The sequence below is a fragment of the Polynucleobacter sp. UB-Tiil-W10 genome (assembly GCF_018881605.1).
Lineage (GTDB): Bacteria > Pseudomonadota > Gammaproteobacteria > Burkholderiales > Burkholderiaceae > Polynucleobacter.
Window position 1 is genome coordinate 463,168 of sequence record NZ_JACVPZ010000001.1, and the last position, 17,159, is coordinate 480,326.

Here is a 17,159-nt window from a genome sequence, read left to right on the forward strand (position 1 = left end):
CTTGCTTACGCCTTATTGGACGGAAAAGATTTTAGGTACGCAGCGGGCTGACTTGGGTCAAACTCTTTGCCCATAATCTTCACCTTCTTGTATCCAGACTTTGCCTGCTCCGGAATGACAATTCCTGTCTCATTCATATACTTTTTGGCATCAGTGAGCAAGAATACTTTCTCGGAAATATCCTTGTAATTCACATCACCCTTCACATATCCCCAGCGCTGCATTTGAGTCAGCATCCAAGTAGCCATGGAATACCAAGGAATTGGGTTGAAATCTATTCGGTCAGGAACATTCTGAATATTGCCAAGTCCATCTGCATATTTACCTGTTAACACTTGCATCACAACAGTTTCTGGTTGATTCAAATAGTTTGCAGGTGATATCACCTTGGCAATCAGCGGTCTGTTACTTGGATCGCGAGCCATAGTTGAAGCATTGAGTACGGCACGATATAGAGCGGCGAAAGTATTGGGGTTCTTCTTAATAAATTCTTCGGAAGTTCCAAATGCACAACATGGATGCCCATCCCAAATATCTTTGGTCAGAATATGAATAAAGCCAACTTCATCATAAACAGCACGTTGGTTAAAAGGGTCGGGCCCTAAGAAGCCATCAATATTTCCTGCGCGCAAATTAGCAACCATTTCTGGCGGTGGGGTGACACGAATCTGAATATCTCTATCGGGATCCAAACCTGCTTGAGCAACGTAATAACGCAGCAAGAAGTTATGCATGGAATATTCAAATGGAACTGCGAATTTCATTCCCTTCCATTTTTTAGGGTCACGATTATCTTTATGCTTATTAGCTAATGTGATCGCTTGTCCGTTCACATTTTGGATTGTTGCGACGCGCATTTGAGAAGGATCCGATCCCAATCCCATGGACATCGAAATTGGCATTGGTGACAAGAAATGGGATGCGTCATGCTCCTTATTGAGCATCTTGTCTCGAATTAAAGCCCAGCCAGCGGTCTTATTCAATGTGACATTTAAGCCTTGCTTCTTATAAAAACCCAATGGGTCAGCCATGATGAGAGGCGTTGCGCAGGTAATGGCAATAAAACCAATTTTTAAATCCGGTTTTTCAAGGGGCGCCTTTTCTTGCGCCATTGCCTGCAAAGCACCAACGGGCAGAAAACCGGATAGCGCACTCATTGCACCGCCAGTACCAACCGCCTTTAGAAAAGCACGACGTCGACTTTCTTGGGGGAATAATGCTTTAACAAGACTCGCCTCGACAAAGTCGGAACTCATTTTCTCTTCATCAATTTTTGCTGATAGGTCAAGCGCATGCTCGGCATCAGATGCATGACGTCCACAACTACAGCGACTACTAAATAGGGGTCTATCAGGGTCAAACGGGCGATATGAATTCATTGACATCTCCTAGGGGGTTTTGTTTTGATTCAGCAAAAATCGATGTTTCATTTTTAACAAGATGTACTGGGTTAACCCTAGCGATATGCACCAATAAATTTCAGATAGGAGACTTGTGCACCAAAATAGTATTTCACTAATCTAGGCATGTGAACCAAGGTTTCATATTGCCTTTTGTACATACCTAGTGCTTTGGGAATAGCTGGTAAAGATGGCTTACCGATGCCAGCAAGAGGGTGTCGACTAAAACTGGATAAAAAGAGAAGTTAAAACTATCGACCCCCGCCCTTACTACAGTCGCCAAAAAGAATGCTGATAGATGAATGCAACCCGAGAAATAAAGCCCCAAAAGAGTGCCAAGCATTTCGACAGAAACACCTAAAGTCAACGTTGGGAATAAATAGGCACAATGGATCTACTGATAAATGAATTTAAGATACGTCATACATTCATATTTAAAAGCCAAACGTCATGGAGATACAAATGGAGCAAAAACTACCTCTACCCCCTTTTACAAAAGAGACAGCTATTCAAAAAATCAGAATGGCCGAAGATGCCTGGAATACCCGTGACCCTGAAAAAGTATCTCTGGTCTATACCGAAGATACTGTTTGGAGAAATCGGGCAGAATTTCCACAAGGGCGCGAGCAGGTAAAAGAGTTTCTTCGCCGCAAATGGGCCAAAGAATTGGATTACCGATTAATAAAAGAACTTTGGGCATTTACTGACAATCGAATTGCAGTGAGATTTGCTTATGAATGCCGTGATGACTCCGGCAACTGGACGCGAAGCTTTGGAAATGAGAATTGGGAATTTAACGAAAATGGCTTCATGATGCGTCGTTTTGCCAGCATTAACGACCTGCCAATTAAAGAAACTGAGCGGAAATTCTTTTGGCCACTCGGCAGAAGACCGGATGATCATCCAGCTCTGAGCGACTATGGCTTTTAAAGCATGTCCCTTTAAATAGCCAATCCATCTACGTAGTCAAATATCCCAAATACTCCAGTTGAGAGTCGGTGGCGAAGCTTGAGTCCAAGACACTGGATATTTTCTGACTCCAACACCAAGTCGACTCCATATGAAAGCAACTATAAAAATAATGGTGACACCCACCATTACAGTTATGCCGAGATGAATGAAACTTGCATGTGCTTGGATCATGATTAGTGGGTTAGCACCAGCAGGAGGGTGTACACACCGAAGCATCAATAGGATTCCTATCGTTACAACCAAAGCAATGACGTAGACCCAAAAGGCATCACCGAATAACTGATAAGCCAATATTCCCACCAAACTACTAATAAGATGCGCCCCAAATACTGCTCTTGGTTGCGCAGCAGGAGCAGTAGTCAGTGCAAATAAAAAGAGTGTGGTTCCACCTAAGGAGGCCAATAGAAGTGGGGAATTGGCTTTTGTAACCCATAAGGCCAAAGTAATCGCTATCGATGACCCAAACAATACCCAAGCTAAACGCAACATTAAAGTTTTCATAGCTCGATGATAGCCATAAAATATCGAGGTAACGTCACCAAGCGTTTAATGGCTACTAAGGATAAAGACCCCTCATCTCCCTAGCCTTTAGAATGCGCTCGCAGCCCACTATAAAGGTGGCGGTGCGTAAAGATACATTGTTAGTTTTGGCAACATAACTAATTCCCCTAAAGGCATCAGTCATAATTTTGTCTAGTCGCTGATTGATTTCTTCTTCAGTCCAGAAAAAGCTTGAAAAGTCTTGCACCCACTCGAAGTAGCTCACCGTTACACCACCTGCATTGGCAATGACATCAGGCACAACAACAACACCTTTCTCTTGCAAAATATCATCTGCCTCTGGTGTAGTTGGTCCATTAGCGCCCTCCACAATTAATTTAGCTTGAATGGACTGGGCATTTAATTTCGTAATTTGAGATTCCAGTGCGGCAGGAATCAAAATGTCGCAAGGCGCTGACCAAAAGCTATCGACTGCAATGGATTCACCTTCAAAGCCTTTAATTTCATGCGCAATAGAAACATGCTTCAGCAAGTCAGGCATATTAAAGCCATTGGGATTGTAAAGAGTGGCCGAGTGATCCTGAATTGCTACTATTTTTGCCCCTGATTTAGCAAATAAGCGTGCTGCCTCTCCACCCACATTACCTAATCCTTGAATAGCAATTCTGGCTTGAGTAACATCACACCCCATATCCTCATAAGCTTCTTTAGCGACTACAAATACACCCCTTCCGGTTGCATCTCTTCTACCCAAACTACCGCCTAAGGCAATAGGTTTTCCTGTAACCACTCCGGTTGAAGTGTGCCCCTGATTGACAGAGTAGGTATCCATCATCCACGCCATGATCTGCTCATTAGTGTTGACATCTGGCGCAGGAATATCTTTTTGTGGGCCAATCATCATATTGATCTCACTGGTGAATCGACGAGTCATTCTCTCCAACTCGCCAAGAGATAGTGACTTAGGATTCACTCGAATTCCGCCCTTGGCGCCTCCAAAGGGAACATTGACTACGGCTGTTTTTATGGACATCCAAGCTGAGAGCGCCATCACTTCAGAAAGAGTCACATCGGGGTGGTAACGAATTCCCCCCTTACCTGGTCCACGAGAAAGATTATGGTGAACTCGGTACCCCTCATAGTGGGAAATCGTGCCATTATCTAATTCAATCGGCACATCAACAATTAATGTTCGCTTTGGTCTTTTGAGGGTTTCGACCCAACGCGATAGATGTCCAAGATAAGGGGTAACGCGATCCACCTGCTCTAGGTAGGTGCCCCAGGCACCTAGATTATCCGTCTGAAGATAAGAGGCTACTGAATGATTCATTTACCGTTCCTAGCATGATTGTGTCACTGAATTTATTTATCCTATGTTACGCCTACTACCCCCACGGATAAATATATAAACTAAACACGCGTTGTAGTAGGGGTAATAAATGGCAATACATGAGCTCTATGCCGGAGTAATATTGAAACCGTCCCATGTGTAGTATTGTTAAATTCGTGCGCTCAGAATCTGACTTTAATTTCTACTCTGAATTACCAGAGCTACCCCATTTTCTTAGTCTGCTGGATCCCACCTCCTTCCATTTGGCACCAAATGACTGGTCGGTTCTCATAGCAGATGTCGAAAACTCAACTCAAGCCATTGAAAAGGGCTTGTATAAAGAAGTTAATGTCTTAGGCGCCTCAACCATTGTCACAGTAAGTAATGCATGTAATGGCGCTTCATTTCCATTTGTATTTGGCGGAGATGGCGCTACTTGCCTCATCCCTAACAGCCACGTTCAGCACGTAGGGGCTATATTAGCCACCTTACGTAATCACGCCCTTTTACACATGGGTCTAAAACTCCGCATTGGATTTGTGCCGATTTCGACTCTTCGAGAAAAAGGTGCAGATATCAAGGTAGCCAAACAATGTTTACCAGCAGGCTTTAAATTAGCGCATTTCACTGGTGGTGGTGTGGCGCTTGCTGATCAATTAGTCAAAGAGCAAATTGACACGTATGGCATACCAGCTCAAGAGAGTAGTCAAAAGGTTGATGTAGCAGGCTTAGAGTGTCGCTGGAATGATGTCCCGTCTGTCAATGGGCAAGTCATGACACTCATTGTTCAGCCCAAACAGTCCGATCTGAATGAACTAAAACCACTTTTAGATTTACTCAATCGATTCATGCCTTTGGCCAATCCCGTGCGTACTGATAATCTTCCAATCAATTGGCCGCCGCAACATTTGGGTGCTGAACTAGCTATAAAAATAGGGAATACCTGGCGCTGCTGGTGGACCAAAAAATATCTACTATGCTGGACATGGTTGCTCAGCAAAATCATGGCGAGAACGGTGAACGATGCCAAGTCGCCCGCTGGCAAATATTTTCAAGAGGTCGGTGTGAATACGGACCACTTTAAGGTTGATGATTATTTACGTACAGTACTCGATCTCAGTGAGGAAAATTCCAAAGAATTAGAGGCACTACTGGTTCAGCTTCAAGCTGAGGGAAAGTTAAATTATGGCATTCACTATAGTAACCGCGCCTTAATGACATGCTTTGTTAGCTCACTTGAAAAACATATTCATTTAATTGATGGCGCAGATGGTGGATATGCCCATGCAGCTTCGAGCTTAAAAGGCATCAAATAAACATTTGGAACAACTAAAACCTTAGACAATTTTTGATTTAAGGATTGAGCCTGGCGTAATTTAGAATCAGCTTGATATCTTCGGGATCAATTTGACTGGGGCCCATGAATGGATTGTTATAAATTAAAATCAAAAAGAAGATGAGCCCCAATGATATGGAAAGCAACGAAATCATAAACATATGCAATCGATTACTTTTCATAGAATATAAGCATTGATAAAACAGAAAACAGAAAGCGCCTAGCCCTAATGATAGGAACATTGGCGGATCAATAAAAGATTTTGCACTCAAGACACGACTGTTGCGCAATGTCCGGTAATTTCCCATGAGTCTCAACATTTCTTGTTGAATCGCTAACTCACCAAAATTACTAGGTTTAAATTGATGTATCAACCTACTGAACTCATTTAAGGTATTTAAAGCTGGGAGGTCATTTTGATTTTTGACCATCTTAGGCCATTCTTGAGTAATGACCTCTTCCATGTATTGTCTTAATAGCTTTCTACCTTGCTGCCTAATTTCGGGCGGATATCCATCTAAAGAAGTGTAAATTCCATACACAGCTCCCCCTTCTTGACCGACAGTTTGACTGACGCTGTTGTAGTTTTGCCAAGTCCCAATGGTTACAAACGCAAGAATAAGCCCGAAAAGGATTCCTAAAGCATCGGAAAAAATTTCACCAAATTCAGTGTGATCAACAAATGTCAGTGAAGAAAATAACTTTTTAGCAATAAAAAAGGTGCCTAAACCAAGGGCAACAAAAGTTAGTAGAACCAATATCAATAATGTAGAAGCCGATGAATTTTGAATGATCTGCAACATGAAATAAATTCCCCTCAAGTAGGAAAATCCTAACACAGGTACATATCAACTAGATAGTAGATTGGCTCTAATAGAAAAACCACCCGCAGGTGGTTTAACTACTACAAGAAATGAATGGACTAACTAAGGTCGAACATACAAATCTTTACCATTCTTAATCGTCTTCACGATTTGAATATCCTTAATTTCCATTGGATCCACTTTCAATGGATTGCGATCTAGCACCACCATATCTGCGAGCTTTCCAGCCGTAATAGAACCCTTTGATGCCTCTTCTTTGTACTGATATGCAGGCACAGAAGTAAAGCCACGCAGAGCTAGGTATGGATCGATTCGTTGATCAGCACCTAAGGTTTGGCCATCATAAATCTGACGGTTGACTGCAGTCCAAATCGTGAATAATGCACTTGGTCCAGAAGATGGAGTGTCATTATGAAGTCCAAACTGGAGACCTTTTGAATGGGTCAAATTGAGCGGGACCATATTGCTAGCCCTCTCCTCACCAAGAATTTTTTTATACACATCACCATACATCCAAATGTGATTAGGCATATATTGGGGCAGGATTTTATTGGTCTTGTATTGGTCTAATTGATCATCACGAACAAAAAATGAATGCGCAATCAATGTTCTACGGTCCTCAGTAACTCCCGTTTCCTGAATGGCTTTAGCAATACCAGCAAGAGCCATGTCAATACCAGCATCGCCATTGGAGTAGCCGTAGTACTGAATATTTTTCTCGTAGGCTAACTTTGCATAATGATCAACCAATTGCTGAGATGCAACAGCCATGCCGCGCCAATCCTTTGGGAAACCAGTGGTATCGGTATAAGGCTTGGAGAAATATGCAAAACGCAATTGCGGTGCGCCATCCGTTGAAATCAAAATTCCGGCTACCTTAAAACCCCCATCGCCCTTGGTATAGACCCCAAATGGATAATTTTTATTAGTTGCCAATAATTGATCAACCACTTGATAGGTTGGCAAGGCAATCAAGTCCAAGCTGATCACATTGCGATCGACTGCCTGACGCATATTACGCATATCATCCAGTGTCACTTCATAGCTTTGTGCCGTAGTAAATCCATTGGATGCATAAATCTTTTCAGCCTTACGAAAAGTTTCCATAGTTAAGTCACGAGAATATTTACCAAACACCTTTGCTGTCGCATAAAAATTAGGATCACCAATTAATTCACCGGTTAGTTTTCCAGTTTTTGGATCGACAGGAATCATTCCTTGCGCAACTTTAGTGGCTTTGGTAATGCCTAGTTTCTTTAAGCCTGCTGAGTTAACGATGCCAGCCAAAGTAGAAATGTTATTAACAAATACCGGCTGATTCGGAAACGCATCGTCTAACTGAGCAATCGTCAAAGGACCATCAGTCAGAAAGGCGTCCGCATACTCAGTACTAATAATCCAGCCATTAAATGGCTTGGCCTCGGCTTTCAAGCGGCCGATTAATTCTTGAGTTGTGTGAGGAGGCTTTGCTGAAAAATATCCAAGATTGACGCCCAGGGTATTCTGAGCAATCAATGTAAAGTGGCCCCACGCATCAATAAATCCTGGAATTAAGGTTTGACCTTTTAAATCTAGCATAGTTGGATTGGCATCGGCCTTGCTTAAGGCATCTCGCAAATTGCCGGTAAAGACTATCTTCTTATCTTTAACAACGACCGCCTCAACATACTGTGGTTTATCACCTTCCATGGTGAGGATATCGCCATTGAAATATACCGTTGCATTTTCGGCAAATACCTGAACTGAAGTTAAAAGGAGAAAGGCCGTGAAATAGTTTTTGAAATTTTTCATTATTGGCTTATTTGCAACACAGGAGAGGGAAAAACTTTATATAGATTATAGAAGAATCGAGCTATCAAAGAATAAGGCTTTACACTTTCAAATCTTCTCCCACCCTAGATAGAAAAGTCATCCCATAATATGACTTTGATAACAAAGGTCTTTTATTGACCGTAAGCAACTCTTCATCACCTACGCACCACAATTCAAAAGTAGTTCATTGCTCAAATGGCGGGCCTATATGTTTATTGGGGTTGCAATAGAAGATGCATAGAGATTGATTACAGACTCAGTAGCACAGAAAGAAAAACGACTTAGGAATTCCTCCCTAAGTCGTTGTGTCCTACCCGAGACATAGTTTACGTTTTATACCGGACACATACTTTACAGTTTTTGGCATAGGAGGGACCACTCTATGCCGTGGAATGAAAGTACGAAGATGGATGAAAAGCTGAAGTTTGTGTCTCGTTACCTCGATGGCGAGAAGATTGCTACCCTGTGTCAGGAGTTTGGAATCTCCAGAGTGACTGGCCATAAGATCATTGATCGCTATAAAGACAGTGGCCTAGAAGCCTTTACGGATCGCAGTAGACGACCCTTTCGGCAAGCCAACCGGCTGCCCTTCCAGGTCGAGCAATTGATCGTGAATCTGAAAAAAGAGTTCCCCACCTGGGGCGCTCCTAAACTGCGAGACCGCATCCACACCCACTATCCGCAGCTAGTTTTGCCAGCTAAGAGCACCGTACACGCTGTACTGGATCGCCATGGCCTAGTCAAAAAGAAACGGCGCCGGTATGGCAAGCTTGAAGGTACCGCATTAAGCAATACTCAATCCCCTAATGCCCTATGGTGCGTAGATTACAAAGGCGAATTTATGTTGGGTAACAAGCAATATTGTTATCCCTTAACGGTGACGGACTATGCCTCTCGCTTTTTGATTTGCTGTGAAGGTTTAGAGAGCACCCGTGAGGCGCAAGCCTTTACCGTCTTTGAGCAACTCTTTAAGGAGTATGGCCTGCCAGGCTCTATCCGCTCGGACAATGGGGTGCCCTTTGCTAGCCCCAATGCCATTTATGGTCTGAGCAGTTTGTCAGTTTGGTGGCTCCGCTTAGGGATTGGCATTGAGCGCATTAAGCCGGGTAATCCTCAGCAAAATGGCCGGCATGAGCGCATGCATTTAACGCTCAAGCAAGCGACGACTAAACCACCCGCCAAAACACTGTTGCAACAACAAGATAAGTTCGAAGACTTTATCTATGAGTACAACTATGAGCGACCCCATCAAGCCTTGGAGATGAAAAAACCTGCGCAGCTCTATACCCCATCAAGTCGAAAATATGAAGGATTGCCAGATGTCAGTTACCCCTTCCACGATAAAACAGTCACTGTGACTAAATGCGGCAGGATCTGTCTGGGCAATCAAAAGATCCACTTTAGTACCGTGTTCGCTGGTCATGACGTGGGCCTGCGCCAAGTCGAAGACGATGTGTGGTTAGTGAGCTTTATGGATTACGATATGGCTTACTTTGATATGGAGTCTCACAAGGTTAGTGCCCTAGAGAATCCATTTGGTCCCAAAGTATTGGGGGTGTGATTGGTAAATGTGTAAACCATGTGGTCGGTACCGGACGTAAAGCATGTGTCCGGTACGGACCTTGATTTCATTGGTGGGCCCACCAGGACTTGAACCTGGGACCAAAGGATTATGAGAGCAGACACCCAAGGTAGACCCTTATAAAAAGGGGGTCTGCGGGTGGTCAGTGTCGGTGTGTAAGAAAATGTGTAAGTAAATTCATCGATTTAAAGGAGGTAGCCTCTCGGTCTTTGGTTTTCGAAACCAAAGGAATTTTGGAGCAACTATCTAACACTTCGTTGCTCCAAAGACCTCTTTAAGAAATTAAGTGTTACTTTAAGTAACACTTGTAAAGCGATGGGCAGCTAACGACCCATAGGAGACATTCAAGCTATTGAATTTTTTCCAGTGCAGCCTTTGCAAAAAGAGCGTCTTTAAATCGGGTATTTTTACCATTTGACTGAAGAAATACCATAGCGATATTTCTGCCCTTAATTTTTGCCTCCATAACCAAGCATCTTCCAGCTGCTGCAATATAACCCGTCTTTTGCACCAAGACATCCATGATTTCATTGCGGACAATCGGGTTGGTGTTTACAAATGGCTGCGGTGCATGGATGCCATCAACAACATTGAATTTTTCTGTTGTTGAGAATTCTTGAATCAAGGGGTAGAGCATAGACTCCTGCAATAGGAGAACTAAATCCTGCGCTGTAGAAACATTCTGTGGGGAGAGTCCAGTAGGCTCAATGAAGTGGGTATGCGCCATTCCAAGCTCTTTTGCCTTTAGGTTCATGGCAGCAACAAAAGCCCCCGTTCCCCCTACATATGATCTTGCCAGAGCATTGATCGCTCTATTTTCTGATGACATTAGACCAACTCTCAAGACCCTCATTCGACTTATTTCCGTCCCCACCTTGAGTTTCCATTTTGCGCTTGATTGCCGGGCAATATCTTCACGCTCAATCCTGAGTGGCTCAGCTAGACCTTGACCGGACTCCAAAACAACTATGGAGGCCATTAACTTAGATATTGAGGCAATTGGTGAGATGGCTAAAGAATTTCTATCAACCAACACCTCCCCGCTATCAACATCAACGACATAGGCAATATTGGAATGGAAATCCTCTGCCTGGCGACCCTTTGCAAATACAGGGGCATCAGTAAATGTTAGCGCTAGTGCGCAGGCTATCAATAACTTATACATATGTTTGCTTATTTCACCAATACTTAAATGGGCGCTCGGTTTTAGTATTTGTTCCAATCGTCTTTATCTTCCGCTTGCAGTGTGGGCATGTCAGCCCATCCCATAAAGTGAGATGAGCATTAGAACCGCATGTTTTGCCAACTGCAGTGCCCGACGATTGATCAACTATAACTACAGGATCGGCAATGGAATCAATATGCAGCTGTCATCATTGCATCATCCTCCCGTCTCAGATTTTAGAATCTGAGAAAAGCGACTTTTTGCATATTGAATACGCATTTGCCTTTCTTGATTAGCAACTCCTATAGTAATTCGCTTATCAATCAAGTCTTTGTATATAGCATCAATATTTGTGTAGAAATTGGTATACACAGCTAACAAGGCTGGGGAAGGTAGTTCATTTGTAATATCTCGACATTTCAAGGTGGACTCTTTAAATCTTATCAATACAGCTGCTTGATCGAAGGCAATCTTGTCGCTTGAATTAAATAACTCTTTTGCGTTTGGACTCTTCTCCGTTAGCACCAAAATATGTTCATCAACATACTTCGCATCCTCTGACAGATTTACCTCAGCAATACATGAGGCGATCTTTTTCTGTACTTCATTAACTTTAGCAATCGAGACGTTATTACCAGGCTTGTTAGTCGGCGCTTCATTTGTGGCGCATCCTGATAGCAAAATTGCAAGCAATGCAATACCGCGATAGATATTTTCCATGATGATCCTTTTGTTAAAAAAGCCCCAAAAACTCCTTTGAGTTCAGGGGCAAGGGAGAACACTGTAGATTAAATAGTGGAGAGGCTTAATTCAGATAAGGCGTCAATTCGATGCAACTCTTCTTCCGGAGATGTCAGCAGATGCTGACCCAATAACACGGAAGCAGTGATGATTACTATCGCAATCAATGCGACAAGCCTAGGATGCAATCTAGCAAGAACCAAAACCTCAGAGATTCGATCCGTTGGTTGATCTCCCTTAGAGACAGCTCGTTGCCAATCTTGATAAATGTGTTGTTCAAAATGGGTAGATGACTCTTGCACTTCGATTTGATCTAACACTTTCTTTAAATGTTTTTTATCATTCGCTCGCATGAGATTCACCTTTTTCTAATTCCATCTTGAGTTTCAACTTAGCCCTATATAACAATTGATCGACGCTATTCTTATTCATACCCATTGCCAGACCAACTTCTTCTGCCGTCATATCTTGATAGGCCCACATCAACATCGCCATTCTTTGTTTGCTACTTAAAACATCCATTGCCTTTTTAATGCTTTCTGGGCTGACGCCCTCTGCGATACTCCACTCAATCTCTTTTATGGGTTGATGCTCAATCTCATCAAACTCCTCGAAGAATCCCTTATTAATACTTTTGATCCGATCCAAACAAAGATTGCTCACGATTGCGTAAAAGTACGTAAAAAGTCCCGACTTTCCCGCAAACGAATCGGCACTTTTCCACAAGCGGATAAAGGCCTCTTGTACGACATCTTCTGCGTCTTCTTTGTTGCCAAGCATCTTCCAGGCCAAGGAATATGCGGGGGAACTCAGTAGGTGAATGACTTCTTTTGACGCCTTGGAATCCCCCGCTACAGCTCCTTTTAATAAAGCCTGCTCGATGCGGTTTTGCTTACTAGGAAATAAAGTCAAACTGATCCTTAATTGCTCATTGGCTTATTCCAATGTTCTTTTTCGTGAGGGTGCGTCTTCATCCACTCTTCACGCTCTTTTTTCATTTCAAGGCGCTCTTCTGGCGTCATTGCGGCAATCATAGCTTTGCGGTTCTCGCGTAGCTCTTTCTTTTGTTCTGGAGTTAACGCCTTCCATTGGGCATGCATCTTCTCGCGAAGTGCTTTACGCTCTTCAGGACTTAAGGCTTTGAATTTTGCATGCAGTTTTTGGCGATACTCACGGCGCTCTTCTGGTGTGGCTTGTTTAAATTGCTCTCGCAAATCCTTGGACATTTGCAGGCGTTGCTCAAAGCTCATATTAGCAACTACCTGGGGATCTTGCGGCTCTGGTAAGGCGGCGCTGGCAATGCTAATGGTACTCACCATCAACACACTAGCCATAATTAGACCTTGCATCGTTCTTTTCATTTACATCTCCTTGCTTGTTGTTACTACTTAGACGCGGGCGCCTATAGAAAACTTACGACCAAGACAAAATAATTATTTTCTTTTTAGAGTAAGTATTTTCCAAAATTACTGTCTAACAAGGGTTAAGGATATCCAGTTGAGAGAAAAATGAATCGAGCCATCATGCCATTGCGCTCAATTATCTTGAGTTTTCTAGTTTTAGTAGCAATTTTGCCCATTAAAGAGTCTTTTGCTCAATGGGGCGGATCCCAAGGCTCTGGAATCCCAGGAATGCCTGGAATGCGAAGGGGTGCCGGGCGCAATGCCTCTAATCCCGACTCTTCCAGCACATCGGCAAATACCCATATCTCAATGCCTACTCCAGGCTCACATCTGCTGACTTATGAGCAAATCGAAATTGGATTGTCTCGCCTTGAGGAAAGTCTTAAGCTAACACCCGAACAAAGCAAGGCTTGGAACAATTTCGCAATAAAAGTAAGACTCTATGCAAGTGATGTTGCCAAAGAAAGGGCTAAATTGAATAACGATAGTTCCGCCACTATTGATGGCCTGAAATTTCTAAACCAATCTACCGAAGATGCAAAAAATCGATATACCAGCTTAAAAGAGGTAGATGAGACTGCCAAACCGCTTTACAAACTATTGAGTGCTGAGCAAAAGGCATCTTTTGATAGCAAAGTACCTACTTTTATTAATGCAAGCCCAAAAAGGCTGGCGCCAAGCCAACCAAACTACAACTTGCCAGAACTCGGTGGATCACCATCGCCCAACCAAAACCCTGGGTCAGGTACCTTGCCAGGCTACATTCGCCAGTAAATGCGTAACCCCAACAATCTAAGTGGTCATATTCTGCCGACTTCAGGCGCAATGCTTGGGGTATGCATGACCGTTATCAGCATTGTGAAGCTAACCCAAACAAACCGAGGTATTGGCTATTGGGTAGATGACCTCCTAGCCCTAGATACCCTCATCTTTCTAGCAAGCTCTATCTTTTCATACCTATCCATTCGAAGCAATTCAAAAAAGGTTTATTTTGAAGATATTGCGGATAAGTTCTTTATGCTCGCATTGCTCTGCATGGGTGCTGCAGTCTTACTCCTGACATACGAAATTGTGTAGTCAGTGCGATGGCTGCGTCTGGCAGTAAGCAGGCCTTAAATATTAGACACAACAATCTACAAGTAGTTCATTGTTTCAACGGCAGACCTATATGTTTATTGGGGTTGCCATGGAAGATGTGTGAGGATTGCTTACACACTTTGTTGCACAGAAAGAAAAACGACTTAGGAATTTCTCCCTAAGTCGTTGATTTCATTGGTGGGCCCACCAGGACTTGAACCTGGGACCAAAGGATTATGAGTCCTCTGCTCTAACCAACTGAGCTATGGGCCCGTTAGTCTTTGGATCAGTCTTCCTCGAGGAAGGTCTTGAGTTTGTCGCTGCGGCTTGGGTGACGCATCTTACGAAGAGCCTTAGCTTCAATCTGACGGATACGCTCACGGGTAACGTCAAACTGCTTACCAACTTCTTCGAGAGTGTGATCAGTACTCATCTCAACACCGAAACGCATACGCAATACTTTTGCTTCACGTGGAGTTAATGAATCAAGAACATCCTTTACTACGTCGCGCATAGAGTCGTGTAATGCTGCTTCAGCTGGAGCTAATGTATTGCCGTCTTCAATGAAGTCACCCAAATGAGAATCCTCATCGTCACCAATTGGTGTCTCCATAGAGATTGGCTCTTTAGCAATCTTCATGATCTTACGAATCTTATCTTCAGGAATCTCCATCTTCAGCGCTAAAGTTGCAGCATCTGGCTCATGACCAGTTTCTTGCAAAATCTGACGGCTGATACGGTTCATCTTATTGATCGTCTCAATCATATGAACTGGGATACGGATAGTACGTGCCTGGTCAGCAATCGAACGAGTGATCGCCTGACGAATCCACCATGTTGCATAGGTAGAGAACTTATAGCCGCGACGGTATTCAAACTTATCTACCGCCTTCATCAAGCCGATGTTGCCTTCTTGAATCAAATCCAAGAACTGCAAACCACGGTTGGTGTATTTTTTAGCAATCGAAATAACCAAACGTAAGTTGGCTACTGTCATCTCACGTTTAGCTTCGCGGGCACGCTTCTCACCAGCGATCATTTGCTTGTTTACTTCTTTTAATTCTGGAAGTGGAATAACAACATTCTTTTGAATATCGATCAACTTCTGTTGTAGTTCTTGAATTGCTGGAACATTACGCTGCAAGAGTGCGCTATATGGCTTGTTCTCTTTGAGCAACTTTTCAGTCCAAGTCAAATTCATAGACATCTTAGGGAAGTCTTTTAATACTTCACTACGATTAACGCCGACTTTGTCTACCAATAGGCTAACGATGCCACGTTCGAGCTTCCAAACTTGGTCCACTTGTGAGCGCATCGTATCGCATAACTTCTCAACACTCTTCGCAGTTAAACGGAAACCCAGTAACTCAGCACGAATCGCTTCTTGTGCTTTCAGATATGCAGGGCAGTTATAACCATCTTTATCGAAGGCACGACGCATCTTGTCAGCTTGTGCACGAACAATCGCAAATTTCTCCAAAGAAATCTGCTTTAACTCTTCTAACTGTTTGGCATTAGCTGTAGCAGCACCGCCGCCACCGCCGCCGCCTTCGTCTTCGCCACCATCTTCTTCGCCTTCTTCGGCATCCGGATCAATTTCTGGCTCTTCAGGTCCAAGCTTAATATCTTCTGCGTTGGGATCAACCAAGCCATCAACAAACTGGTCGATCTCCATCTCGCCACTAGCAATCTTGTCAACGTTGTTCAGAATCTCGGCAATCGTTACAGGGCAAGCAGCCAAAGCCATGACCATATCTTTGAGGCCAGCTTCAATCTTCTTCGCAATAACAATCTCGCCTTCGCGAGTCAACAAATCAACCGTACCCATCTCACGCATGTACATACGTACTGGATCGGTTGTGCGACCAAACTCTGAGTCCACTGTGGAGAGGGCTGCCTCAGCCTTTTCTTCAGCCTCTTCTTCGGAAGCTGCAGCTTCTGTGTTGTCAGACAGGATTAGGGTTTCAGCATCAGGAGCCTGTTCGTAAACAGTAATACCGATATCGTTGAGCAAGCTGATCAAAGTCTCCAATGCATCTGCATCAGATAACTCATCGGACATTACGTCATTCATCTCGCCATGGGTTAAGTAACCTTTGGACATACCCATCTTGATCAGAGTCTTCAAGCGAGCACGGCGTAATTCTTGTTGCTCTTCTGTGCCCAACTGCTGTGCTGCAAATTCTTTTAAAAGCGCCTTCTCTTTGGCCTTACGCTCACGGGCTTTTTGACGGTCAGTTAAAACTGGTTCTGCATTTTCTGCAGGAGCATCAGCCTTAGCTTTGCGGCCGCGCTTCTTCTCATCCTCAGCCGCTGGCTCCTCAAGTTCAGCAACCTTGGCTTTTTTGTCTTTGGTTTCTTTTGTTTCTTTAGCTAGCTCAGCCTTAGGTGCAGGTGCTGCTTTACCTTTTTTTACTGGCTCAACTTTGACTTCTGCTTTTGCAGGAGCCTTAGCAACTGGCTTCGCTGGTACTTTTGCAGCTGGCTTTGCAACAGCTTTTGTTGGTTTTGCTGGTGCTTTAGCTGGTGCCTTAGGTGCTGGTTTTGCAGCAGCCTTCACTGGTTTTGCTGGGGCCTTCGCTTTAGCGATTGGTTTTGCTGGTGCTTTAGCTGGCGCCTTAGGTGCTGGTTTTGCAACAGCCTTCACTGGAGACTTCGCTTTAGGGGCTGGTTTGGCAGGTGCCTTTGCTTTGGAAACTGGTTTAGCTGCAGCCTTTACTGGCTTTGCCGGAGTTTTTGCTTTAGTCGCTGGTTTTGCAGCGGCTTTGACTGGTTTAGCTGGAGCTTTCGCTTTTGGAGCTGGTTTTTTGGTCTTGGTATTCGGCATTTATTAGCACTTACTCACATTACTGTTATTGATATCGACTGAAGAAACACAGCCCCGCGTTACGCACTTACTCACTTACCCCAAATTTCTTCAAAATAAAGCGCAAGTGGCTGAATTAAATCGGTTTTTTCTTGGGAACAGAGGATTATAGTCGATTGCGACTTTTTTGACCCCGTATTACCTAAAGAT

The 17,159-nt window shown here is 43.6% G+C and carries 16 protein-coding genes and 1 tRNA gene; 5 read left to right on the plus strand and 12 right to left on the minus strand.

Annotated features, from left to right (window positions below):
* Positions 1 to 5: 5 nt before the first annotated feature.
* Complete coding sequence (locus ICN33_RS02330) at positions 6 to 1,379, minus strand: CmpA/NrtA family ABC transporter substrate-binding protein (protein WP_216194192.1); 1,374 nt, start codon at positions 1,377 to 1,379, stop codon at positions 6 to 8.
* 483 nt (positions 1,380 to 1,862) lie between these two features.
* On the opposite strand from ICN33_RS02330, the gene ICN33_RS02335 reads away from it, so the two are divergent.
* Positions 1,863 to 2,330 carry a DUF1348 family protein gene (locus ICN33_RS02335; protein ID WP_370623213.1) on the plus strand — a complete coding sequence of 156 codons (468 nt, stop codon included), beginning with the start codon at positions 1,863 to 1,865 and terminating at the stop codon, positions 2,328 to 2,330.
* Between the two features lie 36 nt (positions 2,331 to 2,366).
* On the opposite strand, the gene ICN33_RS02340 is transcribed toward ICN33_RS02335, so the two are convergent.
* Both ICN33_RS02340 and ICN33_RS02345 read right to left on the minus strand, forming a co-directional pair.
* A complete protein-coding gene (locus ICN33_RS02340) occupies positions 2,367 to 2,873 on the minus strand; it encodes an HPP family protein (protein WP_216194196.1) in 507 nt (168 codons plus the stop codon).
* 55 nt (positions 2,874 to 2,928) lie between these two features.
* Entirely contained in the window at positions 2,929 to 4,203 is a 1,275-nt protein-coding gene (locus ICN33_RS02345) for a Glu/Leu/Phe/Val dehydrogenase (RefSeq protein WP_216194198.1), read from the minus strand.
* Positions 4,204 to 4,358: 155 nt separating this feature from the next.
* On the opposite strand from ICN33_RS02345, the gene ICN33_RS02350 reads away from it, so the two are divergent.
* Complete coding sequence (locus ICN33_RS02350; RefSeq protein ID WP_216194199.1) at positions 4,359 to 5,519, plus strand: DUF3095 family protein; 1,161 nt, start codon at positions 4,359 to 4,361, stop codon at positions 5,517 to 5,519.
* Between the two features lie 37 nt (positions 5,520 to 5,556).
* Here ICN33_RS02350 and ICN33_RS02355 read toward each other — a convergent pair whose 3' ends face one another.
* Both ICN33_RS02355 and ICN33_RS02360 read right to left on the minus strand, forming a co-directional pair.
* On the minus strand, positions 5,557 to 6,342 hold the full coding sequence (locus tag ICN33_RS02355) for a DUF4239 domain-containing protein (protein WP_216194201.1): 786 nt from the start codon (positions 6,340 to 6,342) through the stop codon (positions 5,557 to 5,559).
* 123 nt (positions 6,343 to 6,465) lie between these two features.
* Positions 6,466 to 8,154, minus strand: a complete 1,689-nt coding sequence (locus ICN33_RS02360; protein WP_216194203.1) for an amidohydrolase — start codon at positions 8,152 to 8,154, stop codon at positions 6,466 to 6,468.
* Positions 8,155 to 8,557: 403 nt separating this feature from the next.
* Here ICN33_RS02360 and ICN33_RS02365 point away from each other — a divergent pair, with 403 nt between their 5' ends.
* A complete protein-coding gene (locus tag ICN33_RS02365) occupies positions 8,558 to 9,736 on the plus strand; it encodes an integrase core domain-containing protein (RefSeq protein WP_216194205.1) in 1,179 nt (392 codons plus the stop codon).
* A gap of 370 nt (positions 9,737 to 10,106) precedes the next feature.
* Here the strand turns inward: ICN33_RS02365 and ICN33_RS02370 are convergent, their stop codons facing one another.
* The 5 genes from ICN33_RS02370 to ICN33_RS02390 form a co-directional block, all read right to left on the minus strand.
* Positions 10,107 to 10,922 (minus strand): serine hydrolase, encoded by an 816-nt coding sequence (locus ICN33_RS02370; protein ID WP_216194207.1) that lies wholly within the window; start codon positions 10,920 to 10,922, stop codon positions 10,107 to 10,109.
* Between the two features lie 216 nt (positions 10,923 to 11,138).
* Positions 11,139 to 11,642: a hypothetical protein gene (locus ICN33_RS02375; protein WP_216194209.1), complete on the minus strand. Its 504-nt coding sequence runs from the start codon at positions 11,640 to 11,642 to the stop codon at positions 11,139 to 11,141.
* A gap of 68 nt (positions 11,643 to 11,710) precedes the next feature.
* Complete coding sequence (locus tag ICN33_RS02380; RefSeq protein WP_215318731.1) at positions 11,711 to 12,016, minus strand: hypothetical protein; 306 nt, start codon at positions 12,014 to 12,016, stop codon at positions 11,711 to 11,713.
* Positions 12,003 to 12,575: an RNA polymerase sigma factor gene (locus ICN33_RS02385; RefSeq protein WP_216194211.1), complete on the minus strand. Its 573-nt coding sequence runs from the start codon at positions 12,573 to 12,575 to the stop codon at positions 12,003 to 12,005. The genes ICN33_RS02380 and ICN33_RS02385 overlap by 14 nt, the downstream gene beginning before the upstream one ends.
* A gap of 8 nt (positions 12,576 to 12,583) precedes the next feature.
* Positions 12,584 to 13,024, minus strand: a complete 441-nt coding sequence (locus ICN33_RS02390; protein ID WP_216194214.1) for a DUF3106 domain-containing protein — start codon at positions 13,022 to 13,024, stop codon at positions 12,584 to 12,586.
* Between the two features lie 147 nt (positions 13,025 to 13,171).
* On the opposite strand from ICN33_RS02390, the gene ICN33_RS02395 reads away from it, so the two are divergent.
* Together ICN33_RS02395 and ICN33_RS02400 are read left to right on the plus strand one after the other, a co-directional pair.
* Positions 13,172 to 13,840 (plus strand): Spy/CpxP family protein refolding chaperone, encoded by a 669-nt coding sequence (locus ICN33_RS02395; protein ID WP_215318736.1) that lies wholly within the window; start codon positions 13,172 to 13,174, stop codon positions 13,838 to 13,840.
* Positions 13,841 to 14,143 (plus strand): hypothetical protein, encoded by a 303-nt coding sequence (locus ICN33_RS02400; protein WP_216194216.1) that lies wholly within the window; start codon positions 13,841 to 13,843, stop codon positions 14,141 to 14,143. It abuts the gene before it with no gap.
* A 196-nt stretch (positions 14,144 to 14,339) separates the two neighbouring features.
* On the opposite strand, the gene ICN33_RS02405 is transcribed toward ICN33_RS02400, so the two are convergent.
* Together ICN33_RS02405 and rpoD are read right to left on the minus strand one after the other, a co-directional pair.
* Positions 14,340 to 14,416, minus strand: a tRNA-Ile gene (locus ICN33_RS02405).
* 13 nt (positions 14,417 to 14,429) lie between these two features.
* Positions 14,430 to 16,970 carry an RNA polymerase sigma factor RpoD gene (gene rpoD / locus ICN33_RS02410; RefSeq protein ID WP_216194218.1) on the minus strand — a complete coding sequence of 847 codons (2,541 nt, stop codon included), beginning with the start codon at positions 16,968 to 16,970 and terminating at the stop codon, positions 14,430 to 14,432.
* Positions 16,971 to 17,159: the final 189 nt, after the last annotated feature.

Excerpts from the sequence above, each read along its gene's own strand:
- ICN33_RS02330 (WP_216194192.1), bottom strand. The coding sequence starts at position 1,379 with ATGAATTCATATCGCCCGTTTGACCCTGATAGACCCCTATTTAGTAGT.
- ICN33_RS02335 (WP_370623213.1), top strand. The coding sequence starts at position 1,863 with ATGGAGCAAAAACTACCTCTACCCCCTTTTACAAAAGAGACAGCTATT.
- ICN33_RS02340 (WP_216194196.1), bottom strand. The coding sequence starts at position 2,873 with ATGAAAACTTTAATGTTGCGTTTAGCTTGGGTATTGTTTGGGTCATCG.
- ICN33_RS02345 (WP_216194198.1), bottom strand. The coding sequence starts at position 4,203 with ATGAATCATTCAGTAGCCTCTTATCTTCAGACGGATAATCTAGGTGCC.
- ICN33_RS02350 (WP_216194199.1), top strand. The coding sequence starts at position 4,359 with ATGTGTAGTATTGTTAAATTCGTGCGCTCAGAATCTGACTTTAATTTC.
- ICN33_RS02355 (WP_216194201.1), bottom strand. The coding sequence starts at position 6,342 with ATGTTGCAGATCATTCAAAATTCATCGGCTTCTACATTATTGATATTG.
- ICN33_RS02360 (WP_216194203.1), bottom strand. The coding sequence starts at position 8,154 with ATGAAAAATTTCAAAAACTATTTCACGGCCTTTCTCCTTTTAACTTCA.
- ICN33_RS02365 (WP_216194205.1), top strand. The coding sequence starts at position 8,558 with ATGCCGTGGAATGAAAGTACGAAGATGGATGAAAAGCTGAAGTTTGTG.
- ICN33_RS02370 (WP_216194207.1), bottom strand. The coding sequence starts at position 10,922 with ATGTATAAGTTATTGATAGCCTGCGCACTAGCGCTAACATTTACTGAT.
- ICN33_RS02375 (WP_216194209.1), bottom strand. The coding sequence starts at position 11,642 with ATGGAAAATATCTATCGCGGTATTGCATTGCTTGCAATTTTGCTATCA.
- ICN33_RS02380 (WP_215318731.1), bottom strand. The coding sequence starts at position 12,016 with ATGCGAGCGAATGATAAAAAACATTTAAAGAAAGTGTTAGATCAAATC.
- ICN33_RS02390 (WP_216194214.1), bottom strand. The coding sequence starts at position 13,024 with ATGAAAAGAACGATGCAAGGTCTAATTATGGCTAGTGTGTTGATGGTG.
- ICN33_RS02395 (WP_215318736.1), top strand. The coding sequence starts at position 13,172 with ATGAATCGAGCCATCATGCCATTGCGCTCAATTATCTTGAGTTTTCTA.
- ICN33_RS02400 (WP_216194216.1), top strand. The coding sequence starts at position 13,841 with ATGCGTAACCCCAACAATCTAAGTGGTCATATTCTGCCGACTTCAGGC.
- rpoD (WP_216194218.1), bottom strand. The coding sequence starts at position 16,970 with ATGCCGAATACCAAGACCAAAAAACCAGCTCCAAAAGCGAAAGCTCCA.